Below are 20,547 nucleotides of genomic sequence, written 5' to 3' on the forward strand. Positions count from 1 at the left end.
CGTTTCCCCAGCCACCCCAGTCAGAGGAAAGTCAGCGATGTCGCGCATCGCCTATGTCAATGGCCGCTATCTGCCTTATGCCAAGGCGGCGGTCCATGCTGAAGATCGTGGTTTCCAGTTTGCCGATGCCGTCTATGAGGTGATCGCCGTCAACGAGGGACGGCTGGTCGATGCCGAAGGCCATATGGCCCGGCTCGAACGCAGTCTCGACGAGCTGCGCATCCTGCGCCCGATGAGCCGCGCGGCGCTGGTAATGGTGCTGACCGAGACCGTGCTCCGCAACCGCATCCACACCGGCAGCGTCTACCTGCAGGTCAGTCGTGGCGCGGCGCGGCGCGAATTCCCGTTTCCCGCCGGCGTGCGGCCGACCGTGGTCGCCATCGCCCGCCCCCTCGATATGGCCAAGTCCGATGCCAATGCGGCGAAGGGCGTCGCGGTGATCACCCGGCCGGACATTCGCTGGAGCCGTTGCGACATCAAGACGGTCGGCCTGCTGCCGGCGGCGCTGGCCAAACAGGCGGCCAAGGAGGCCGGCGCCTATGAAGCCTGGCTGGTCGACCGCGATGGCTTCGTCACCGAGGGCAGCTCGTCCAATGCCTGGATTCTCACCGCCGACAATGTGCTGGTGACCCGGCCGATCAGCAACGCCATTCTCGGCGGCATCACCCGCAATGCCGTGATGGAACTGGTGCGGCGCGAGGGCCTGCGCTTCGAGGAACGGCCGTTCACCGTGGCCGAGGCGCTGGCCGCCCGCGAAGCTTTTGTGACCTCCACCACATCCTTTGTGATGCCGGTCACCAGTGTGGACGGCAAACCGGTCGGCAATGGCGGTCCCGGCGTGGTGGCGGCTCGGCTGCGCAGCATCTACGAGGCGCATGCCGCCAGCCATGGCCGCGGCCAGCCCGACTGGCAGGCGGTTTTCGCCGCACCCTGAGCGTCATCCGGCGCGGGCGGCCGGGCGCGTTGCCGCAGGGTGCAGAATTTTTCACGCGCCATTGTTTTGCCACTTTGCGCACTCATGTATTAATCTCGGATTCCGGGGGCGAATGCTCTTCGCCCCCCGGTACCCAAGGTTCCGCATCCCAGAGAAGAACCGGGTAAAATAAAAACAATAACAACGAGATAAGAAAAGAAAGGTCCACAACTATGGCCGCCGACAAGCCTCAGAACGTCCAGGACGTTTTCCTCAATCACATCCGCAAGACCAAGACCCCCGTCACCGTATTTCTGGTGAACGGCGTCAAGCTGCAGGGCATCATCAGCTGGTTCGACAACTTCTCGGTGCTGCTGCGCCGGGACGGTCACATGCAGCTGGTCTACAAGCATGCCATCTCGACGGTGATGCCGTCGGGTCCGATCCAGCTGTTCGATCCGGCTGCCCAGGGTACGGGCAGCACACCGAGCGAAGGCTGACCGGCTGGGTGTTTCACCCATCGGTCCCGGAAGCCCAGGAGCATCATCGCGTTTGTTGACTTCCGATCATGACACTGGCGGACAAGGGCATGCCATGCGTGCCCTTGTCCTGCATCCGGCCCTCAAATTCTCGCAGAAGGGGTCGGGGCAGGGCGAGCGCCGCCGGCCCGAGGCCCGCCTCGACGAAGCGGTCGGCCTCGCGCAGGCCATCGATCTCGACGTCATCCATGCCGAACTGGTCACCGTCTCCGCCTGGCGGCCAGCGACCCTGATCGGCCCGGGCAAGGTCGAGGAACTCGCCGCCCGCATCGCCGAAAGCCCGGTCGACGTGGTGATCGTCGATGCCGCCGTGTCGCCGGTACAGCAGCGCAATCTCGAGCGCGCGCTGAAGGCCAAGGTGATCGACCGCACCGGGCTGATCCTCGAAATCTTTGGTGCCCGTGCCCGCACCCGCGAGGGCCGGCTGCAGGTCGAGCTGGCGCATCTCAATTACCAGCGCTCGCGCCTGGTGCGGTCATGGACCCACCTTGAGCGCCAGCGCGGCGGTTTCGGCTTTCTCGGCGGTCCCGGCGAAAGCCAGCTCGAAATCGACCGCCGCCTGATCGGCGAGCGCATCGCCAAGATCAAGGGCGAGCTCGAGCATGTGGTGAACACCCGCTCGCTGCACCGCCGGGCACGGCAGAAGGTGCCGTATCCCGTCGTCGCGCTGGTCGGCTATACCAATGCCGGCAAATCGACCCTGTTCAACCGGCTGACCGCCGCCGAGGTTTTCGCCAAAGACCTGCTGTTTGCCACGCTGGACCCCACCATGCGCACCGTGCGGCTGCCGTCCGGGCGCAATATCATCCTCAGCGACACGGTGGGATTCATCTCCGAGCTGCCGACCCATCTGGTCGCCGCCTTCCGTGCCACCCTGGAAGAGGTGATCGCGGCCGACCTGATCCTGCATGTGCGCGATATGTCGCATCCCGACTGCGCCGCCCAGGCCGCCGACGTGCGCGACGTGCTGACGTCGCTCGGCATCGGCGAAGGCAGCGGTCATCGTCTGCTGGAAGCCTGGAACAAGACCGACCAGCTTGATCCGGAAGCCCGCGACAATCTCGAGAACCAGGCCGCCCGTCAGGAGGATGCGGTGGCGATTTCAGCGCTTGAAGGCGCCGGCTGCGACATCCTGCTGCAACGTATCGATGCCATGCTGGGCAGCGACCGCGTCGAACTCGATCTCATCCTCGATGCCGGCGACGGGGCGGCGATTGCCTGGCTGCACCGGCACGGCGAGGTGCTCGACATGCACGAGGAAGACGGCCACCTGAAGCTCTCGGTGGCGATGAGCCAGGCCGAGGCCGGCATGTGGCAGAAGCGGCAGGAAGGCAAACGGGCGTGAACGATACTATGTTCGACATGGATGCGGTGCGGCTGCTGATCGAGGAAGCCGCCCGCGGCGTGATCATGCCGCGCTTCCGGCAACTCGGCGGCCATGAGATCGACGAGAAGGCCGGCCCGCACGACATGGTCACCATCGCCGACCGCGAGTCCGAGGCCTTCCTTACCCCGCGCCTGGAGGCCCTGATTGCCGGCTCCACCGTGGTCGGCGAGGAGGCGGTCAGTGCCGACGAGAGCATCATGGAGGCCCTGCGCCGGCCCGGCACCTGCTGGCTGATCGACCCGGTCGACGGCACCGCCAATTTTGCCGTCGGCAATGCGCTGTTCGCCGTGATGGTGGCGCTGGTGCAGGATGGCGACGCGGTGGCCGGCTGGATCCACGATCCGGTGCGCAATATCACCGCGATGGCGCACAAGGGCGACGGCGCCTGGCAGCGCGAGGCGGATGGTACCTTGCGCCGGCTGACAGCGCCGAAGCCGCCGTCGCTGGCGCATCTGTCGGGTGCGCCGAACATGCGCTACGGCGACCGCGATTTCGCCGCCCGCATCGCCCATCGCCTCGACCGCACCGCCGGGGTGATGATGCTGCGCTGCGCCGGGCAGGAATATCTCGCCATGGCCGACGGCCAGATCCATTACGCGGTCTATAACCGCGCCATGCCGTGGGATCATGCGGCCGGCAGCCTGCTGATTTCCGAGGCCGGCGGCATCGCCCGCCGGCTCGACGGCAGCCCATACCGCGCCGCCGACAAGCCGTTCAGCAGCCCGCTCGTCGTGGCCTGCGGCGAGGACCAGTGGAATTGGCTGAAATCCGGTATTTTTGACCCCTGAAATAGGGGGGTGAGACGGGGCTGGCAACGTTGCTCCGGCACCCCTCAGCGTGGTAATTTCCGGGGCCTGATTCCATGGCCCTTGCGGGGCTGTTCGGGCGTCTGATTCTACCCGTCAAAAACAGCATCCGGACCCCCGTTTCGTGACCGACCAGCCGAAGCTACCGCACGATATTCAGCCCATCTCCATCGAGCAGGAGATGCAGCGCTCCTACCTCGGTTACGCCATGAGCGTGATCGTGTCGCGCGCGCTGCCTGATGCACGCGACGGGCTCAAGCCGGTGCATCGCCGCATCCTGTTTTCGATGCACGAGAACGGCTATACCGCCGACAAGCCGTACCGCAAATCGGCCCGCGTGGTCGGTGACGTGATGGGTAAGTACCACCCCCATGGCGACCAGTCGATCTACGACGCCATGGTGCGCATGGCGCAGCCGTTCTCGATGAGCCAGTTGCTGCTGGACGGGCAGGGCAACTTCGGCTCCATGGACGGCGACAAGGCTGCCGCCATGCGGTACACGGAAATCCGCCTGGAAAAGGCCGCCGAGGCGCTGCTGACGGATATCGACAAGGATACCGTCGATTTCCAGTCCAACTATGACGACAGCACGCAGGAACCCTCCGTGCTGCCGGCGCAGTTCCCGAACCTGCTGGTCAACGGCGCCAACGGCATCGCCGTCGGCATGGCGACCAATATCCCGCCGCATAACCTGGGCGAAGTGATCGACGCCTGCTGCGCCTATGTCGACGATCCCGAGGTGACGTTCGAGCAGCTGCTCGAGCTGCTGCCGGCGCCGGATTTCCCCACCGGCGGCATCATTCTGGGCCGCGCCGGTGCCAAGGCGGCGATGTGGACCGGCCGCGGCTCGGTGATCATGCGCGGCAAGGTGCATATCGAGGAGATTCGCAAGGACCGCGAAGCCATCATCATCACCGAGATTCCGTATCAGGTGAACAAGGCCGGCATGATCGAGAAGATCGCCGAGCATGTCCGTGCCAAGAAGATCGAAGGTATTTCCGACCTGCGCGATGAATCCGACCGTGACGGCGTGCGCGTCGTTGTCGAGATCAAGCGCGATGCCATGGCGGAGGTGGTTCTGAACCAGCTCTACCGCTTCACGCCGCTGCAGACGTCGTTCGGCGTCAACATGCTGGCGCTGAATGCCGGCAAGCCGGAGCTGCTGAATATCAAGCAGCTGATTGCGGCATTTGTCGGCTTCCGCGAGGAAGTGATTGCCCGGCGGACCCGCTTCCTGCTCGGCAAGGCGCGTGATCGCGCCCATGTCCTTGTCGGCCTGGCCATCGCCGTCGCCAATATCGACGAGGTAATCCGCACCATCCGCGCCGCGCCGGACCCGCAAACCGCCCGCGACCAGCTGATGGGCCGTGAATGGCCGGCGGCCGACGTGGCGGACATGATCCTGCTGATCGACGATCTCAGCCACAAGGTGGTCGATGGCACATACCGGCTGTCGGAGACCCAGGCCCGTGCCATCCTCGACCTGCGCCTGCAGCGCCTGACGGCGCTGGGCCGTGACGAGATCGGCGAGGAGATGAAAGGCCTGGCCGAACAGATCAACGAGTATCTGTCGATCCTGTTCAGCCGCGAGAAGCTGATGGGCGTGCTGCGCGATGAACTGGTATCGGTGCGCGAGCGTTTCTCCGTGCCGCGCCGCACCCAGATTGCCGAGCTGGAATTCGAGCAGGACGACGAGGACCTGATCCAGCGCGAGGACATGGTGGTGACGGTCAGCCACTCCGGCTACATCAAGCGCACCCCGCTGTCGACCTACCGCCTGCAGAAGCGCGGCGGCAAGGGCCGCACCGGCATGAGCACCAAGGACGAGGATTTCGTCACCCGCGTCTTCGTCGCCAATACCCACCAGCCGGTGCTGTTCTTCTCGAATATCGGCCGCGTCTACCGCATGAAGACCCACCGCCTGCCGGAAGGCACGCCGCAGTCGCGCGGCAAGGCGCTGGTCAACCTGCTGCCGCTGGCCCAGGGCGAGAAGATCGCCACGGTACTGGCGCTGCCCGAGGACGAGGGCAGCTGGGGCGAATTCCACGTCATGTTCGCCACCGCCAAGGGCTATGTCCGCCGCAACGCGATGAGCGATTTCGTCAGCATCAACGCCAATGGCAAGATCGCCATGAAGTTCGAGGGCGAGGATGCCGACGACAGCCTGATCGGCGTGTTCTCCTGCACCGAGCAGGACGACATCCTGCTGGCCTCCTATGCCGGCAAATGCGTCCGCTTCCCGGTGGCCGACGTGCGCACCTTCCAGAGCCGCTCGTCGACCGGCGTGCGCGGCATGAAGCTGGGCGAGGGCGACCGGGTCATCTCGATGTCGGTCCTGCGGCATATCGAGGTCAATCCGGAAGAGCGCGAAGCCTATTTCCGTTACGAAAGCGCCCAGGCCCGCATCCGTGCCGGCGAGACCGGCGTGGAGATGCCGTCCGACATTTCCAGCGACCGGTTCACCGCCCTGCAGGCGGCCGAGCAGTTCATCCTGACGGTCACCGAGAAAGGCTACGGCAAACGCAGCTCGGCCTATGAATACCGGGTCACCAGCCGCGGCGGCTCGGGCATCATCAATATCGAGACCACCGCCAAGAACGGCAATGTCGCCGCCGCCTTCCCGGTCGAGCATGACGACCAGATCATGCTGGTCACCGATGGCGGCCAGGTGATCCGCTGCCCGGTCGACGATATCCGCATCGCCGGCCGCAATACCCAGGGCGTCATCATCTTCAAGCTGGGCGACGGCGAGAAGGTTGCATCGGTCGCACACTTGCCTGAAAGTGGCGCCGGCCAGGAGGATGGCCAGGACAACGGTCCGGCATTTGGTGGGGGCCCGGCAGTGGACGGGGACCCGGCAATGGACGGGGATGACTCTGGGGAGGAGTAATGACCAGGCAGCGGATCGGTTTGTACCCGGGCACTTTCGATCCGGTTACCAAAGGTCACTATGACATCATCAAGCGAGCGGGCAAGTTGGTCGACAAGCTGGTGGTCGGTGTCGCGGTCAATGCCGGCAAGGGTCCGCTGTTTTCCATGGAGGAGCGCGTCGAAATGGTGCGCGAGGAAATCGGCCCGCTGATGCCCGGCGCGACCGAGTTCGAGGTCAAGCCGTTCTCCAACCTGCTGATGCATTTCGCCATGGACATCGGCGCCGTCATGATCATTCGTGGCCTGCGCGCGGTGTCGGATTTTGAATACGAGTTCCAGATGGTCGGCATGAATGCCCGACTGAATTCCGATATCGAGACCGTCTTCCTGATGGCCTCCGACAATCACCAGTTCATCGCCTCGCGGCTGGTGAAGGAAATCGCCATGCTGGATGGCGACATCAATCCCTTCGTTTCGCCGCGGGTGGCCGAACGCCTGCGCGCCCGGGTCGCCGTGGTGAAGGCGCAGGGCGCCCAGGGTTGATTCTTCCGGGCTGATCGTTTCTGGGCTGATCTTTCTGGTAAGGAGTTGCGCATGAACCGCCGGCATTTTCTTGTTCTCGGCCTGCTGGCCTGTCTGTTGTTGCCGGGTCTGGCTCTATCGGCCCGGGCCCAGACCAGCGATCCGGAAAACACCCTGGTCATGGAGCTGACCTACGGCAAGGTGGTCATCGCCATGCGGCCCGATCTCGCGCCGAAGACGGTGGCCCGCATCAAGGAACTGGTGCGCAAGGGCTTCTATGACGGCATCGTCTTCCATCGGGTGATCCGCGGCTTCATGGCGCAGACCGGCGATCCGACCGGCACCGGCACCGGCGGCTCGGGCCAGAAACTGAAGGCCGAGTTCAGCAGCGCGCCGCATGTGCGCGGCACCGTGTCGATGGCGCGTGCCCAGAGCATCGACAGTGCCGACAGCCAGTTCTTCATCTGCTTCGATGATGCTCCGTCCCTCAACGGCCAGTACACCGTCTGGGGCAACGTCATCAGCGGCATGGAATATGTCGACCGCATCAAGAAGGGTGCACCGGGCAGTGGCATTGTCACCGATCCCGACAAGATCATCCGCCTGCGCGTCGCCGCCGATATCAAGTAAGCCGACATCAAGGAAAGGCAGGCCGCCATGAGCGCCGATCTGGAAAATACCCTCTATCTCGAACTCAAAGACGGCCGCGTCACCATCGCGCTGCGCCCCGACCTGGCGCCGAACCATGTCGCCCGCATCAAGGAACTGGTGCGCGACGGTTTCTATGACGGCCTGAAATTCCACCGGGTGATCGAGGGCTTCATGGCCCAGACCGGCGATCCGCGCGGCGATGGCACCGGCGGTTCGGGCCAGAAGCTGGACGCCGAATTCAACGACGAGCCGCATGTGCGCGGCACCTGCTCGATGGCGCGCGCCCAGAATCCGAACAGCGCCGACAGCCAGTTCTTCATCTGCTTCGACGATGCCCGCTTCCTCGACGGCCAGTATACCGTCTGGGGCGCGGTGACCGAGGGCATGGAGCATGTCGACGCCATCAAGCGCGGCAGCCAGTCTCAGAACGGCACCGTGAAGGATCCTGACAAGATTGTTTCGATCCGCGTTGCCGCCGACGCCGACTGAACAGGCCCCGCGCCCGGCCCCGGCCGGGGCTTCGCCATGCTGGTCAGCGACTTCGACTTTCCCCTCCCGCCGGACCTGATTGCCGAGCGGCCCGCCGTGCCGCGCGATTCCGCGCGGCTGCTGCACTATCGTGCCGGCGAGGGGATCGACCCGAAAACCTGGGTGGTGCGCGACCTGCCTTTGCTGCTGCGGCCCGACGATATCCTGGTGTTCAACGACACCAGGGTGATCCCGGCGCGGCTGTTCGGCCGCCGCGACCGCGGGCCCTCGGAGGTGAAGGTCGAGGCCCTGTTGCTGCGGCCCGTCGGCGGCCGCCAGTGGCAGGCGATGCTGCGGCCCGCCCGCCGGCTCAAGCCCGGCGATGCGATCACCTTCGACGGCGGCATCCGGGCCGAAATGGTCGAGCGCAATGGCGACCAGTTGGTCCTGCAGTTCGACCGTGACGACGCCGGGCTGCTGGTGGCGCTGGAACAGGTCGGCGCCATGCCGCTGCCGCCCTATATCACGGCACAGCGCGCGGCGGACGAGCGCGACCGCAGCGATTACCAGACCATGTTCGCCGAGAAGCTCGGTGCCATCGCGGCGCCGACCGCCGGCCTGCATTTCACGCCGGACCTGACCGAGAAGCTGAAGGAGATCGGTGTCCGTTTCGCCCGCGTCACGCTCCATGTCGGCGCCGGCACCTTCCTGCCGGTCAAGGTCGACCGGGTCGAGGACCACCAGATGCATGCCGAATGGGGCGAGGTGAGTGCCGCCACCGTCGAGGCGGTGCAGGCGGCCCGTGCCGCCGGCGGCCGGGTGATTGCCATCGGCACCACCTCGTTGCGCCTGCTGGAAAGCGCGGCGCGACAGACCGGTGAGTTGCGGCCGTTTACCGGCGAGACCGACATCTTCATCACCCCGGGCTTCGACTTTCGCGTCGCCGACGGCCTGCTGACCAATTTCCACCTGCCGAAATCGACCCTGGTGATGCTGGTGGCAGCCTTTGTCGGCATCGCGGGCCAGCGGGCGATCTACCGCCACGCCGTGGACAACGGCTTCCGTTTCTACTCCTATGGCGATACAAGCCTGCTATTCCGCCAACCCCGCCGGTAACATGCCCTTCCGCTTTGACGTCAGCGCCCGTGACGGCGCCGCCCGCCAGGGCCGGCTGCAGACCGCCCATGGCCCCATCGAGACGCCGACCTTCATGCCGGTGGGTACCGCCGCGACCGTGAAGGCGATGACGCCTGAGGCCGTGCGCGAGACCGGGGCGCAGATCATCCTCGGCAACACCTATCACCTGATGCTGCGGCCGACCGCCGAACGCGTGGCGAAGCTTGGCGGCCTGCACAAATTCATGAACTGGCCGGGGCCGATCCTGACCGATTCCGGCGGCTTCCAGGTGATGTCGCTGGCCCAGCTCAACAAGGTCAGCGAGGACGGCGTCGCCTTCCAGTCGCATATCGACGGCGCCCGCTATGAACTCTCGCCCGAGCGCTCGATCGAGATCCAGCACCTGCTGGATGCCACCATCACCATGCAGCTCGACGAATGCGTCAAGCTGCCGGCCGACGAGACGCGCGTGGCCGAAGCGATGCGGCTCAGCTTACGCTGGGCCGAACGCTGCCGCGCTGCTTTCCGCCAACGCGATGGTTACGGCCTGTTCGGCATCGTGCAGGGCGGGACGAATGCGGCCCTGCGCGAGGAATCCGCTAAGGGGCTGATCGGCACCGGCTTCGACGGCTATGCGGTCGGCGGTCTTGCGGTGGGCGAGACACAGGCAGAGATGTTCGCCACCCTCAATGTGACCGTGCCGCATCTGCCGCAGGACCGGCCGCGCTATCTGATGGGTGTCGGCAAGCCATCGGACCTCGTCGGTGCCGTGCAGCGCGGCATCGACATGTTCGACTGCGTAATGCCGACGCGGTCGGGCCGTAACGGCCAGGCCTTCACCCGGCGCGGCACTGTCAACATCCGCAATGCCCGTCATGCCGAGGACCCGCGGCCGCTGGACGCGCATTGCCGCTGCCCGGCCTGCAGCCAGTATAGCCGTGCCTATCTGCACCATCTGGTGCGGTCGGACGAAATCCTCGGCGCCATGCTGATGACGGCGCATAACCTGACCTACTATCAGGACCTGATGATCGGCATGCGCACTGCCATCGGCGAGGGACGGCTGCAGGCTTTCGCCGCCGACTTCCATGCCGGTCAGGCACTGGGCGATATCGAGCCCTTGTGATGCTGCGGGCGAAGCTCGGGCGGCACCTGCGCGTCTTCGGCATCGCCTTTGTCTTCGCCATGCTCGCCTATGGCCTGGTGCACCTGGTCTACTGGCTGCTGCACCGCTAAAGCAGCGGCGTTCAGCCCTCGTCCGGGTAGTACAGGATATCCATGATCTGGCCGATGCGGTCGCCGCCGCCGACAGTCAGCGGCAGGCTGAGGCATTCGAAATGCACAAAGCTGCGGTCGAGATAGTACAGCGTGCCGGTCACCCGCAGCGGCCGCGGATCGGCGATCAGGCCGTTCAGGATCCGGCAGTAATCCTGATAGGCCTCCGGCGACATCACCGCGTCGAGCATCTGGCCGGTGACATCACGGCCGGAATACTCGGCCACCAGGGTACCGTAGAGCCGGAAACGGAAGCGATGCTGCGGCGGCGTGCCGACCACTTCGTAGATGATGATGCGGCTGAGATAATCGCGCAGCGAGAGAGGATCGAAATCGGCGCGGTCCGGCGCAATGCAATCTGCCCGCTTCTCGTGCCAGAGCGCGGTCAGGGATTTCAGCTCCGGACGCCCGAAATTCAGGCCGGGATCTGGCCGGAACCTGCTATCGACCAGAAGCCGGTTCACAGATATCCTCTGGGCACAGATTACATGAAAAAGCTGGGAAACAGGAGATTTTTCCGCACACGGCGGAAACGGCATCCGGCAGTGGTGAGCCCGCCGGGATTCGAACCCGGGACCTCTCGATTAAAAGTCGCTTGCTCTACCAGCTGAGCTACGGGCTCACGAGGTCTGTCGGAAGGGGCCCCGAAAGGCGCCGCGACCATAGGTCGGCGGCCGGGTCCCGTCAACCGGCGCAGCCCTGCGAAATGCCGATGGGTCCGCGACCGATTCGTCGGAAATATCCAAGCCGTTCCGCAGCTTGCCGCTGCCGGTCGGGGCCGGTCAAGGGATGGGGCGATCCGGCGGCAGGCCGCGTTGCCACAGCCGCAGCATCACGCTGCCCAGTTCGATATAGGCATCGGCCGGCGGATGCTGCACCAGCCAGCCATAATCGAAATGATGGACCCGCCCATCCCGGCGTTCGACGCTGGCGGCGATGGTCAGGCCCGGCAGGCTGCGGGTAAACAGCGGCACCAGCCGTGGCGCGCATTCGACGATCAGGTGGCCGCAGAGGCCGCGCAGGGTCGCCAGGTCACGGGCGAGCCGGATCTGGTCGCCGACGCCCTGCTCGGCGACCACCAGCAGCGTCTTGCCGGTCAGGTCTTCACCCTGCCAGCGCGGCAGGCTGAGAGAACGCGTCACCTGCAGCAGGGCATCGGGACGCAGGCGGTGTTCGTAATCCGCAAGGCCGGGATCCCAGATGGACAGTGACAGCATGATCGTTGCCCGCGCCATGCGCACCGAGCGGTTGTCGGGATCAAGGGCGACGGCGCGGTCGAGCCACGCCCGGCTGCGGGCATGGTCGCCGGTGCGGAAAGCCGCTTCGGCGGCGGCCACCAGGATATCCGGCCGGTCAGGCTGCCGGGCGAGGGCGGCCTGTAGTTCCGCGAGTGCGGCGGCATGGCGGCCTGTCTTCAGCAGCAGGTCGCCGAACCGATAACGGGCCTGCGGATTATCCGGTTCCATGGTGGCCCAGGCGGCGGCAAGGCTGCCGGCGGCATCGGTAAAGCCGGCGCCGGCCATGGCGGCCAGCCGGTCATCGCGGAAACCGGCATCCTGGTCCGCGGTGATCCGCAGCCCGGTTTCCGCCACCGACCAGGCTTTCGGCCAGTCGTTGCCATGGCGATACAGCGCCCCCAGGCTGCGCAGCACCGCGCGGTCAGCCGGCGCCAGGCGCCGCGCCGCCTCGAAGCGGCTGACCGCCAGCGGCAGGTCGCCGGCCTGCAGCGCGGCGGCAGCGGCAGCGGCAAGGGCGTTTGCGGTCTGGAGATCGGTCTGTGGCATGGGGCCCGGCGAAAAGGTCTCTGGCGCCAGCATCCTATGATGCCTAAACTCCTGCAATGGTTTCCGGATTCCTGATTGCCGATGCTGGTGAAAGCGCCCGCCAGCGGTCCCGCCACGATGTGCTGGCGGGAGGGCGGCCGCGCATCGGCGTCGCCTGGCGCAGCGGCAATGCTGATTATGGCTGGCACAAATCCCTCCGCCTGGCTGACCTGGCGCCGGTGCTGCGACAGCGGCCGGTTTTCTGGGTCGATCTGCAGTATGGCGACACCCGGACGGAGCGGACGGCTCTCGCTGCAGAGCATGGCGTGGATCTGTGGCATGACGATGCCGTCGATCCGCTCGCCGATCTCGACGCTGTGGCGGCGCAGATCGCGGCGCTCGACCTGGTCATTTCCGTCAGCAATACGGCGGTTCATCTGGCCGGTGCGCTGGGGGTGCCGACCTGGCTGCTGCTGCCGCCGCCGGGATATGGCCTGCTCTGGTACTGGTCTGTCGATCGCCCGGACAGCCCGTTCTATCCGGCTGTGCGCGGCTTCCGGCAGCAGGATGCCGCGGCCGGCTGGGGGGCGGTGGTTGCCGGGGTGGCCGAGGCGCTGGACGGCTGGCTTGCAGCCCGGGCATAGCCGCCATGCCGTCCGGTAACCGAATTACAACCATCCCGGGCCTATTGTTTTCTTCGCAGTCGCGGGATAATGCGCCGGTCCCGGAGGATGATGACGATGCCTGTATTCTACGTTGAAGGCGGGATTTTTAACGATCTGGCCGACCCGGCGCCCATCGCCGGTACTGAGGAACGCTATGGCCCCTTCAAGACCGAGAAGGAAGCCGACCAGATCTGGCGTGCCCGCATGGCCGACAAGATCGACATCTGCAATCACCGTCTGCGGGTGATTCCGCGCGACGCCTGACCGGCCGGCTGCTCGCGGGGCGGCCGGCCTTTTGCATTGCCTGTTGCTAAGCGGTTTGCCTGCCACGATGATTTACCGGCAGGGCTGCCGATTCGGTCGGCAGGCGACACAAGGAGGCCGGCAATGGACCCCTACGCGGCGGGACGGCTGATCGCCAACCGCGGCGACCTGAAGCGCAAGGCGGTGAATTTCAGGCAAGGACAGGATGTCCGCCTCAATCCCGATCTGCGCGGCAGGATCGAGAAAGTCATGGTCGAGACGCAGGCCGATTTCGAGAAGGCCGCGGCGCAGGCGTTCGGCAATCTCAAGGATGCCTGGGGGTCTGCCGCGTTCAACACCATCGGCCGCGCGCGATATTATGAATGGATCAGCGACATCGCGCTCGAGCTGAAAGGGCAGGGCAGCCTGTTCGGCTATCCGCTGGTCACCCTGTATGCCGACAATCTGAAGAACCTGACGACCAACCTGACGCAGGCTTCGCCGCGGCTGCAGGCCATCATCGGTCTGAACATCGATGCACTCGGCATCATCCTGCGCCGGCGCATCACCGGGCCGGGCAGCACGCTGGAGCGCCGGGTTGCCGAGGCGCTGCGCGAGGCTTATGTGAAAATGCGACTGCGCGCGCCATCGGAGATCGCCATCGAACACAGGGTGGCGACGGCCGTGCGGCAGCTCGACGGCGGCAAGCCGCCGGCATCGGCTGCGGCGCCCGGCCTCAAGAATACCGACCTCAAGAATACCGGCCGTCAGTGGCCGACCAATGTGCGCCGGCCGGCCGGCTGATCCGGCCGCCGCCGATTTTGCGCCAGGATTTGCCCATGGCCTCGAGTGATGATCGCAGCAAGAACCAGCCGCCCGATGGCTATAACTGGCAGCCGCAGGCGGTAAAGCCGATTCCGGCCGTCGAAGTGATCTCCGAAGCGATCAAGAAAGCCGACAGCAGCTATTTCTTCGAGAATTACAACAAGCAGGCGGTCGCGGTGCTGGCGGCGCTGAAGCAACATGGCTACACGATCGTGCCTTATTATCCGACCGTCGAGATGGTCAAGGCGGCGATGGACGAACTGCAGTATGGTCAGAACAAGTTCACCAACGTGGTGATGCCGATCTATCTGGCCATGATGAAATCAGCGCCCAAACCAAAATGATCCGGGCCGAAATGATGCGAGCTGCGGGTTTGGCGGATCGCGGGATCGGCGCTAGACTGTCGGCAAGGGGTGTTACGATGAGAAAGGGGCAGGCATGAGTCGCGACAAGCTTGTCGCTTTCTTGCGCGTGGCCGGGCCCGAGCGCACGGCCGCGATCCTGCGCCGTCTGCCGCCGCAGGAGGCGCAGGCGATCCAGCAGGCTCTCGACCAGACTCCGGCCGTGCCCTCCACCCAGGTCGACCAGGCCGCCGATGCGGCGGCCACCTTCGTCGCGACGGTGGCCCGCAAGCCGTGATGCGGCCAGCCTGGCGCCGGATTGCCATTCTTGTTGTCGCCATTCTTGTCGTTGTCGGTGCCTGCCTGACAGGCTGGAGCGGCATTGCCCTGGCGCAGACGGGCGGACAGCGGCTGCCGGCACGACCGGAACCCGCGCCGCCGACGGGCGTGCCCCAGGTCACGATACCGAAGCCGGACAATGCCTGTATGACGCCGCCCGAACTGCAGGCCGAGGCCATCGTGCGCGCCGGCATCGTGCTGCGCGCCTATGCGCGGGAATGCGCGCGGCGCGGCTTCGATGGCAGCATCCTGCAGAAATGGATGGCTTTCGACGCCGCCAACGCACAGAGCCTGCGCGAGGCCGTGCAGATGCGCGACAAGGCCTACGCGCGGAATTATCCGGATAATCCCTATGCCGGCCAGCAGGTGGTCGATGACGCGCTGGCCTCACGTGGCCTGGTGACGCTGGCGCCATCGGAATGCGTGGCGACGGCTGCGGTGGTCGATGGCCTGAAAAGCTGGGACGATTTCCTCGCCCATGCCAGGCGCACCGAGCTCGGCATGGTCAAGACGGCGATCCGCACCTGCCGGTCTGGCGGACCGGGCTCTGGCCGGCCGCGCCCCTGATGCGGCCTAGCTGTTGGGAATGACGATGATGCGGCCGGTGTCCAGCACGATGCCGGTGGCACGGAACAGCGGCGAGCCATAGGGATCCATCTGGCCGATCACGCCGACCCGGTCGCCGGCCCGCACCTTGCTGAGCTGGCGCCAGTCCGTGCCCAGATTGATCACCATTGACGAGTTGCCGTCATTCAGCACGAAGGTGGTCGGCTGCGGCGACAGCACCTGGCCCTGGATCATCACCGCCTTGCCGCGCGGCACTTCCGAAATCGCCACCAGCGGCGGCAGCGAGAACTGCATGGTGCGGTTGCGCGGCGCCGCGGCCGAGCCGGAGCCGGTTTTCGGCTTCGGCGGCTCGGCCTGCTTTTTCATCTGGTCGAGCGCCTTGTCCTGCATGTCGCGGGCAGCGGCCTTGCCCGGATCGATTGGCTGCGCCGGCGGCGGGACATGCGGGTCCGGCTGGCTCTGCACGGCTTTCTGCTGGTCAGCCGGCGCCTGCTGGGCGACGGCCAGGCCGGACAGCAAGACAGGGGCCAGCAGCGCTGCGGCGGCCGTGTGGCGGCAGAATGCGGAAAGGTTCAGATGCATCGTCCGCCGTCGACCTCCATGCAGACCCCGGTGATGAAGCCGGCCTCGTCGGAGGCAAGATACAACGCCGCGTTGGCAATGTCCTGTGGCGTGCTGAAGCGGCCGATCGGAATCGTGCTGACGAATTTCGCCTTCATTTCCTCGGTTTCCTCGCCGCCCATGAATTCCTTCAGCATCGGCGTCAGGCCCGCCACCGGATTGAGGGCGTTGACGCGGATGCCTTCCGGCGCCAGCTCGACCGCCATCGCCCTGGTCAGGGTGATCACGGCGCCCTTACTGCCATTATACCACACCAGGCCGGGGCGGGGGCGCACACCGGCGGTCGAGGCAATGTTGATGAACACGCCGCCGCCGCGCTGGCGCATCACCGGGACCGCCTGCATGGCCGAGAGGTAGATGCTTTTGACATTGACCGCGAACAGCCGGTCGAAGGTTGCCTCGTCGGTGTTCAGCAGCGGCGCGTTGCGCTGCGGCATGCCGGCATTGTTGACCATGATGTCGAGTCCGCCATGGGTCTTCACGGCGGCCTGCACCAGGGCCGCCATCTGGTCGGCTTTGGCCACGTCGACGGTGACCGCAGTCGCCCTGCCGCCGGCCCTGGCGATTTCGCCGGCCACCCGCTCGGCCGCGGCGGGATTCAGGTCGCCGATGACGACGGCGGCTCCCTCGGCGGCGAAGCGCCGGGCGATGCCCTCGCCGAAGCCGGAACCGCCGCCCGTGATGATCGCCACCTTGTCTGCCAGTCGCATGGTCGAAGTCCTCCGCAAGCATCCTGTAAGGATATGTTCTTGTCTTGGTTCTGACCTGACTCTAGCGACCCGGCTGAGACATGCAAGTCGTTCGCATTGCTGCCTTATTTTGGGGCTGCGGAGCGGCCAGATCAGTACGAAATGGGGTCGCAGGGAAGCGCTGATGCTTGTGACTGCGGGGCGGGCGGATTATTAAATGCGCGGGCCGATGCCCTGAAAAGAATCGCGCGATGACCGTACTTTCTTCCCAGCCGGTGACCGGCATCGAGGCCGGAGCCGACGAGGCTCCGGAACTGTCGGTCGTCATTCCGGTGCACAACGAAGCCGCCAATATCCGCAACCTGCTGGACGAGGTCTGCGCTGCGCTGCGCGGCCGCATGCGGTTCGAGATCGTCGTCGTCGATGATGTCTCGACCGATGAGACCCCGGCCATTCTGAAGAATGCCCGTCGCGACATGCGGGAATTGCGACCGCTGCGCCACCGCCAGAATGCCGGTCAGTCCATGTCGGTGCTGTCCGGCGTGCGTGCGGCGCGGGCGCCGGTCATCGTTACGCTCGACGGCGATGGCCAGAATGACCCGGCCGATATTCCGGCGCTGTGGCAGACCCTGAAGTCGGCGCCCGATGGCGGCCGCGGCCTGCTGCTGGCCGGCCATCGCGTGCACCGGCGGGACAGCATCATCAAGCGCCTGTCGTCGAAGATCGCCAACGCGGTGCGCTCGGGCCTGCTCGGCGATGCCACGCCCGACACCGGCTGCGGCGTCAAGATGATGCATCGCGACCTGTTCCTGCGGCTGCCGGCTTTCGATCACATGCATCGCTTCCTGCCGGCGCTGGTGCTGCGCATGGGCGGGCAGGTGCGCTCGGTGCCGGTCAATCACCGGCCGCGCGGCGGCGGTGCCTCGCATTACGGCACCTGGGGACGGCTGAAGGCCGGCATTGTCGACATGATCGGCGTGATCTGGCTGAAGCGCCGCTGGCGCGACTGCGGCGGCGTCGAGCCATTGAGCTGACGGACTGAAAGGTCGAGGGATGGTGTCGCTGATTGTTGAATACTGGGATCGTCTCAATGACAGCCTGAATTTCTGGGCGGTGATCGGCTTCCTCGGGCAGGCGGTGTTTTCCGCCCGCTTCTTTATCCAGTGGCTGCATGCCGAGCGGGTCCGCCGCAGCGAAATTCCGCTGACCTTCTGGTACATCAGCATCGCCGGCGGCATCATCCTGCTGGTCTACGCCGTTCACATCGCCAACATGGTTTTCATCGTCGGTCAGCTGATGGGACTGGTGGTCTACGCCCGCAACCTGCATCTGATCTACAAGTCGCGCCGCACCGGCAGGATCGAAGCATGATGGCGAAGCAGTTCAGTACCCGCGCCGCGATTATCGGCACGGGGGCTTTCTGGATCCTGATTGTCGCGGCAGCGCTTTATGCACGGCCATTGCTGCCAGTCGACGAAACCCGCTATGTCACGGTTGCCTGGGAGATGTATCTGGCCGATCACTGGCTGGTGCCGCTGCTCAATGGCGAGCCTTATCCGCACAAGCCGCCGCTGCTGTTCTGGCTGATCCGTATCGGCTGGCTGGTCTTCGGTGTCAGCGAAACCTGGGCGCGGCTGGTGGCGCCGCTGTTCGGGCTGGCCGCGCTCGGACTGACCGGCTGGCTCGGCCGTCTGCTGTGGCCGGGCGAGGCCGGCCGGCAGGCCGGCAACGTGGCCCCGCTGCTGCTGCTGTGTGGCGCCTGGTGGATGTTGTTCGCCACCATGACCTTCTTCGACCTGATGATGGCGAGCTGCGCGCTGCTGGCCTGGATCGGCATGGCGCTCGGCCTGCATCATGGCCGGCGCTGGACCGGTATTCTGATCACCGGCATCGCCATCGGCCTCGGCGTGCTGACCAAGGGGCCGGTGATCCTTGTCTACGCCCTGCCGCCGGCGCTGTTTGCGCCGCTCTGGGCGTCGGCCGAACGCCGGCCGGGCTGGCTCGGCTGGTATGGCGGCGTGCTGCTGTCGGTGGCCATCGGTGCCGCCATCGGTCTTGCCTGGGCGCTGCCGGCCGGGGCAGCCGGCGGGCCGGCCTACGAGAAAGCGATCCTGTGGGGCCAGACGGCGGGGCGCGTCGAGCACAGCTTCGCCCATCGCCGGCCGGTCTGGTGGTATCTGCCGCTGCTGGTGCCGCTGCTGTTCCCAGCCTCGCTGTGGCTGTCGTCCTGGCGCGCGCTGGCGCTGTGGAAGCGGCCGGCCGAGCCCGGCCTGCGCTTCGGCCTGATCGTCAGTCTGATCGGCCTCGTCGTCTTTTCGCTGATCAGCGGCAAGCAGCCGCATTACCTGCTGCCGCTGATGCCGGCCCTGATGCTGATGGTCGCCCGCGGCCTGACCGCCGAATGGAGCGTCCTGCCGCGCCGGCGCGACAGCCTGCTGGTGGTGGTGGCTTTTGCGCTGCTGGCTGTCGGGGTCGTGGCGCTGCCGGTTGTGATCGGGCAGTCGCCGTATCTGGCCGCCAAGCTCGACCTGCCCAACTGGGCGCTCGGCACCAATATGGAAATCGCCCTGACGCTGCTGCTGGCCGCCGGGCTTTCCTTCTGGCTGGCCGGTCGCCAACGGCTGGATGCCGCACTGGCGAGCGTCGCCGTGCCGGCGCTGCTGCTGTTCTTGGGCGTGCATCTGCTGGGCTTTCCGCCCGGACGCGCGGCTTTCGACCTGGCACCGGCTGCAGCCGTGATCAAGCAGGGCCAGGATGACGGCCGCCCGATCGCCTATGCCGGCGATTATGCCGGCGAATACCAGTTCCTCGGCCGGCTGACCAGGCCGCTGCAGGAGATTGGCGGCGGCAGCGAGATTTCGGCCTGGATCGCAGCGCATCCGAACGGCTGGGTGGTGACGCGCTATCTGGAAGAGGAACTCGACAGCGCGCCCAAACCAGTATACGCCCAGCAGAAGCGCGGCCGGATCATGGTGATCTGGGATGCCGCGGCCATCGCCAGCAATCCGGAGTTCTTCGCCAAGCTGCGCTGACCCCCGGCCCATGGAGGATCGCCCATGTTGTTTCCCGGTTTTGAGCAGAAACGCATTGCGGGCGAGGGGGCGGAAATCAATCTGCGGGTCGGCGGCAAGGGGCCGCCGCTGCTGCTGCTGCACGGCTATCCGCAGACCCATGCCATGTGGCATCGCATCGCGCCGCGGCTGGCCGAAACCTACACCATCGTCTGCCCTGATCTGCGCGGCTATGGCGATTCCGGCAGGCCGCCGACCGACGAACGCCACAGCCCCTATGCCAAGCGGGCGATGGCGGCCGACATGGTCGCCGTGATGAAGGCGCTCGGTTTCCCGCGTTTCCGGCTCGCCGGCCATGATCGTGGTGGCCGCGTCTCGCATCGCCTGGCGCTCGACCACCCGCAGGCCGTCGAGAAACTGGCGGTGCTCGATATCATCCCGACCCGGACCCTGTTCGAGACCGTCAACCAGCAGGTGGCGACCGGCTACTACCACTGGTTCTTCCTGATCCAGCCTTTCGACATGCCCGAGCGCATGATCGGCAGCGACCCGGAATACTATCTGCGCCGCAAGACCGGCCAGTGGTCGGGCGCCGGCTTCGGCTTCGATCCCGAGGCCTGGGCGGATTACGTGCGTTGCTTCAGCGATCCGGCAACCATCCATGCCTCCTGCGAGGATTACCGTGCCGCGGCCAGCATCGACCTCGAACATGACCGTGCCGACGAGGACAAGCGGATCGCCTGTCCGCTGCTGGTGCTGTGGGGCGAGAAAGGGCTGATGCACAAGGCCTATGACGTGATCGGCACCTGGCGCGGCAAGGCTGCCGCCAGTGTCGATGGCCAGGCCGTGCCAAGCGGGCATTTCCTGCCCGAGGAGGCGCCTGAGGAAACCCTGCAGGCGCTGCAGCGCTTTTTTGCCGACTGACCCGGAGGGTG

General features: G+C 65.9%; 24 protein-coding genes and 1 tRNA gene. 20 read left to right on the forward strand and 5 right to left on the reverse strand.

Going from position 1 to position 20,547, the window contains the following annotated elements; genetic code table 11:
- Window positions 1-37: 37 nt before the first annotated feature.
- From ACFOOQ_RS21675 to tgt, 10 genes are all read left to right on the forward strand, one after another.
- On the forward strand, window positions 38-934 hold the full coding sequence (locus tag ACFOOQ_RS21675) for a D-amino-acid transaminase (protein ID WP_379729780.1): 897 nt from the start codon (window positions 38-40) through the stop codon (window positions 932-934).
- A 212-nt stretch (window positions 935-1,146) separates the two neighbouring features.
- On the forward strand, window positions 1,147-1,413 hold the full coding sequence (gene hfq / locus ACFOOQ_RS21680) for an RNA chaperone Hfq (RefSeq protein ID WP_379729781.1): 267 nt from the start codon (window positions 1,147-1,149) through the stop codon (window positions 1,411-1,413).
- A 94-nt stretch (window positions 1,414-1,507) separates the two neighbouring features.
- Window positions 1,508-2,797: a GTPase HflX gene (hflX, locus tag ACFOOQ_RS21685; RefSeq protein WP_379729783.1), complete on the forward strand. Its 1,290-nt coding sequence runs from the start codon at window positions 1,508-1,510 to the stop codon at window positions 2,795-2,797.
- Complete coding sequence (locus tag ACFOOQ_RS21690) at window positions 2,794-3,627, forward strand: inositol monophosphatase family protein (RefSeq protein WP_379729784.1); 834 nt, start codon at window positions 2,794-2,796, stop codon at window positions 3,625-3,627. Before hflX ends, ACFOOQ_RS21690 begins: the two co-directional genes overlap by 4 nt.
- Before the next feature lie 142 nt (window positions 3,628-3,769).
- Complete coding sequence (gene gyrA, locus ACFOOQ_RS21695) at window positions 3,770-6,535, forward strand: DNA gyrase subunit A (protein WP_379729786.1); 2,766 nt, start codon at window positions 3,770-3,772, stop codon at window positions 6,533-6,535.
- Window positions 6,535-7,059 (forward strand): pantetheine-phosphate adenylyltransferase, encoded by a 525-nt coding sequence (gene coaD / locus ACFOOQ_RS21700; protein WP_379729787.1) that lies wholly within the window; start codon window positions 6,535-6,537, stop codon window positions 7,057-7,059. The genes gyrA and coaD overlap by 1 nt, the downstream gene beginning before the upstream one ends.
- A gap of 51 nt (window positions 7,060-7,110) precedes the next feature.
- Complete coding sequence (locus tag ACFOOQ_RS21705) at window positions 7,111-7,668, forward strand: peptidylprolyl isomerase (RefSeq protein ID WP_379729788.1); 558 nt, start codon at window positions 7,111-7,113, stop codon at window positions 7,666-7,668.
- 27 nt (window positions 7,669-7,695) lie between these two features.
- Window positions 7,696-8,178, forward strand: a complete 483-nt coding sequence (locus tag ACFOOQ_RS21710; protein WP_379729789.1) for a peptidylprolyl isomerase — start codon at window positions 7,696-7,698, stop codon at window positions 8,176-8,178.
- 36 nt (window positions 8,179-8,214) lie between these two features.
- The gene (queA, locus tag ACFOOQ_RS21715) at window positions 8,215-9,273 is read left to right on the forward strand and encodes a tRNA preQ1(34) S-adenosylmethionine ribosyltransferase-isomerase QueA (RefSeq protein WP_379729790.1); all 1,059 of its coding nucleotides are present in this window, start codon (window positions 8,215-8,217) and stop codon (window positions 9,271-9,273) included.
- A 1-nt stretch (window position 9,274) separates the two neighbouring features.
- A complete protein-coding gene (tgt, locus tag ACFOOQ_RS21720; protein ID WP_379729791.1) occupies window positions 9,275-10,399 on the forward strand; it encodes a tRNA guanosine(34) transglycosylase Tgt in 1,125 nt (374 codons plus the stop codon).
- Window positions 10,400-10,520: 121 nt separating this feature from the next.
- On the opposite strand, the gene ACFOOQ_RS21725 is transcribed toward tgt, so the two are convergent.
- The 3 genes from ACFOOQ_RS21725 to ACFOOQ_RS21735 all read right to left on the reverse strand — a co-directional run bounded on the left by ACFOOQ_RS21725 (window position 10,521) and on the right by ACFOOQ_RS21735 (window position 12,332).
- Window positions 10,521-11,012, reverse strand: coding sequence for a PAS domain-containing protein (locus ACFOOQ_RS21725; RefSeq protein ID WP_379729792.1), 492 nt, complete (start codon window positions 11,010-11,012; stop codon window positions 10,521-10,523).
- A gap of 82 nt (window positions 11,013-11,094) precedes the next feature.
- A tRNA-Lys gene (locus tag ACFOOQ_RS21730) sits at window positions 11,095-11,170 on the reverse strand.
- 160 nt (window positions 11,171-11,330) lie between these two features.
- Window positions 11,331-12,332, reverse strand: a complete 1,002-nt coding sequence (locus ACFOOQ_RS21735; protein ID WP_379729793.1) for a tetratricopeptide repeat protein — start codon at window positions 12,330-12,332, stop codon at window positions 11,331-11,333.
- A 56-nt stretch (window positions 12,333-12,388) separates the two neighbouring features.
- Between ACFOOQ_RS21735 and ACFOOQ_RS21740 the strand changes: the two genes are divergently transcribed.
- From ACFOOQ_RS21740 to ACFOOQ_RS21765, 6 genes are all read left to right on the forward strand, one after another.
- Window positions 12,389-12,955, forward strand: a complete 567-nt coding sequence (locus ACFOOQ_RS21740; RefSeq protein ID WP_379729794.1) for a hypothetical protein — start codon at window positions 12,389-12,391, stop codon at window positions 12,953-12,955.
- Window positions 12,956-13,051: 96 nt separating this feature from the next.
- Entirely contained in the window at window positions 13,052-13,240 is a 189-nt protein-coding gene (locus ACFOOQ_RS21745) for a DUF4170 domain-containing protein (RefSeq protein WP_379729795.1), read from the forward strand.
- Between the two features lie 123 nt (window positions 13,241-13,363).
- Window positions 13,364-14,023, forward strand: coding sequence for a hypothetical protein (locus ACFOOQ_RS21750; protein ID WP_379729796.1), 660 nt, complete (start codon window positions 13,364-13,366; stop codon window positions 14,021-14,023).
- 35 nt (window positions 14,024-14,058) lie between these two features.
- Window positions 14,059-14,388, forward strand: a complete 330-nt coding sequence (locus ACFOOQ_RS21755) for a hypothetical protein (RefSeq protein ID WP_379729798.1) — start codon at window positions 14,059-14,061, stop codon at window positions 14,386-14,388.
- A 94-nt stretch (window positions 14,389-14,482) separates the two neighbouring features.
- A complete protein-coding gene (locus ACFOOQ_RS21760) occupies window positions 14,483-14,683 on the forward strand; it encodes a hypothetical protein (RefSeq protein ID WP_379729799.1) in 201 nt (66 codons plus the stop codon).
- Window positions 14,683-15,291: a hypothetical protein gene (locus tag ACFOOQ_RS21765; protein WP_379729800.1), complete on the forward strand. Its 609-nt coding sequence runs from the start codon at window positions 14,683-14,685 to the stop codon at window positions 15,289-15,291. The genes ACFOOQ_RS21760 and ACFOOQ_RS21765 overlap by 1 nt, the downstream gene beginning before the upstream one ends.
- A gap of 6 nt (window positions 15,292-15,297) precedes the next feature.
- Here the strand turns inward: ACFOOQ_RS21765 and ACFOOQ_RS21770 are convergent, their stop codons facing one another.
- Together ACFOOQ_RS21770 and ACFOOQ_RS21775 are read right to left on the reverse strand one after the other, a co-directional pair.
- Window positions 15,298-15,873: a hypothetical protein gene (locus ACFOOQ_RS21770; protein WP_379729801.1), complete on the reverse strand. Its 576-nt coding sequence runs from the start codon at window positions 15,871-15,873 to the stop codon at window positions 15,298-15,300.
- Window positions 15,864-16,622 carry a glucose 1-dehydrogenase gene (locus ACFOOQ_RS21775; RefSeq protein WP_379729802.1) on the reverse strand — a complete coding sequence of 253 codons (759 nt, stop codon included), beginning with the start codon at window positions 16,620-16,622 and terminating at the stop codon, window positions 15,864-15,866. The genes ACFOOQ_RS21770 and ACFOOQ_RS21775 overlap by 10 nt, the downstream gene beginning before the upstream one ends.
- Before the next feature lie 230 nt (window positions 16,623-16,852).
- On the opposite strand from ACFOOQ_RS21775, the gene ACFOOQ_RS21780 reads away from it, so the two are divergent.
- Genes ACFOOQ_RS21780 through ACFOOQ_RS21795 form a run of 4 tightly spaced genes read left to right on the forward strand, consistent with a single transcriptional unit; the run spans window position 16,853 to window position 20,536 of the window.
- Window positions 16,853-17,635 carry a glycosyltransferase family 2 protein gene (locus ACFOOQ_RS21780; protein WP_379729803.1) on the forward strand — a complete coding sequence of 261 codons (783 nt, stop codon included), beginning with the start codon at window positions 16,853-16,855 and terminating at the stop codon, window positions 17,633-17,635.
- 19 nt (window positions 17,636-17,654) lie between these two features.
- Window positions 17,655-17,972 carry a lipid-A-disaccharide synthase N-terminal domain-containing protein gene (locus ACFOOQ_RS21785; protein ID WP_379729804.1) on the forward strand — a complete coding sequence of 106 codons (318 nt, stop codon included), beginning with the start codon at window positions 17,655-17,657 and terminating at the stop codon, window positions 17,970-17,972.
- Complete coding sequence (locus ACFOOQ_RS21790; RefSeq protein WP_379729805.1) at window positions 17,969-19,633, forward strand: ArnT family glycosyltransferase; 1,665 nt, start codon at window positions 17,969-17,971, stop codon at window positions 19,631-19,633. The genes ACFOOQ_RS21785 and ACFOOQ_RS21790 overlap by 4 nt, the downstream gene beginning before the upstream one ends.
- 24 nt (window positions 19,634-19,657) lie before the next feature.
- A complete protein-coding gene (locus ACFOOQ_RS21795; RefSeq protein ID WP_379729806.1) occupies window positions 19,658-20,536 on the forward strand; it encodes an alpha/beta fold hydrolase in 879 nt (292 codons plus the stop codon).
- The last annotated feature ends 11 nt before the right edge of the window (window positions 20,537-20,547 follow it).

Origin of the sequence: Ferrovibrio xuzhouensis, from assembly GCF_042648965.1 — a bacterium.
Taxonomy (GTDB): Bacteria; Pseudomonadota; Alphaproteobacteria; order Ferrovibrionales; family Ferrovibrionaceae; genus Ferrovibrio; species Ferrovibrio xuzhouensis.

Coding starts and splice junctions, on each gene's coding strand:
- hfq (WP_379729781.1), top strand. CDS start 1,147: ATGGCCGCCGACAAGCCTCAGAACGTCCAGGACGTTTTCCTCAATCAC.
- ACFOOQ_RS21790 (WP_379729805.1), top strand. CDS start 17,969: ATGATGGCGAAGCAGTTCAGTACCCGCGCCGCGATTATCGGCACGGGG.
- ACFOOQ_RS21735 (WP_379729793.1), bottom strand. CDS start 12,332: ATGCCACAGACCGATCTCCAGACCGCAAACGCCCTTGCCGCTGCCGCT.
- ACFOOQ_RS21780 (WP_379729803.1), top strand. CDS start 16,853: ATGACCGTACTTTCTTCCCAGCCGGTGACCGGCATCGAGGCCGGAGCC.
- coaD (WP_379729787.1), top strand. CDS start 6,535: ATGACCAGGCAGCGGATCGGTTTGTACCCGGGCACTTTCGATCCGGTT.
- queA (WP_379729790.1), top strand. CDS start 8,215: ATGCTGGTCAGCGACTTCGACTTTCCCCTCCCGCCGGACCTGATTGCC.
- ACFOOQ_RS21705 (WP_379729788.1), top strand. CDS start 7,111: ATGAACCGCCGGCATTTTCTTGTTCTCGGCCTGCTGGCCTGTCTGTTG.
- ACFOOQ_RS21745 (WP_379729795.1), top strand. CDS start 13,052: ATGCCTGTATTCTACGTTGAAGGCGGGATTTTTAACGATCTGGCCGAC.
- ACFOOQ_RS21760 (WP_379729799.1), top strand. CDS start 14,483: ATGAGTCGCGACAAGCTTGTCGCTTTCTTGCGCGTGGCCGGGCCCGAG.
- ACFOOQ_RS21675 (WP_379729780.1), top strand. CDS start 38: ATGTCGCGCATCGCCTATGTCAATGGCCGCTATCTGCCTTATGCCAAG.
- ACFOOQ_RS21795 (WP_379729806.1), top strand. CDS start 19,658: ATGTTGTTTCCCGGTTTTGAGCAGAAACGCATTGCGGGCGAGGGGGCG.
- ACFOOQ_RS21750 (WP_379729796.1), top strand. CDS start 13,364: ATGGACCCCTACGCGGCGGGACGGCTGATCGCCAACCGCGGCGACCTG.
- ACFOOQ_RS21785 (WP_379729804.1), top strand. CDS start 17,655: ATGGTGTCGCTGATTGTTGAATACTGGGATCGTCTCAATGACAGCCTG.
- ACFOOQ_RS21740 (WP_379729794.1), top strand. CDS start 12,389: ATGGTTTCCGGATTCCTGATTGCCGATGCTGGTGAAAGCGCCCGCCAG.
- hflX (WP_379729783.1), top strand. CDS start 1,508: ATGCGTGCCCTTGTCCTGCATCCGGCCCTCAAATTCTCGCAGAAGGGG.
- ACFOOQ_RS21770 (WP_379729801.1), bottom strand. CDS start 15,873: ATGCATCTGAACCTTTCCGCATTCTGCCGCCACACGGCCGCCGCAGCG.
- ACFOOQ_RS21710 (WP_379729789.1), top strand. CDS start 7,696: ATGAGCGCCGATCTGGAAAATACCCTCTATCTCGAACTCAAAGACGGC.
- ACFOOQ_RS21775 (WP_379729802.1), bottom strand. CDS start 16,622: ATGCGACTGGCAGACAAGGTGGCGATCATCACGGGCGGCGGTTCCGGC.
- ACFOOQ_RS21755 (WP_379729798.1), top strand. CDS start 14,059: ATGGCCTCGAGTGATGATCGCAGCAAGAACCAGCCGCCCGATGGCTAT.
- tgt (WP_379729791.1), top strand. CDS start 9,275: ATGCCCTTCCGCTTTGACGTCAGCGCCCGTGACGGCGCCGCCCGCCAG.
- ACFOOQ_RS21765 (WP_379729800.1), top strand. CDS start 14,683: ATGCGGCCAGCCTGGCGCCGGATTGCCATTCTTGTTGTCGCCATTCTT.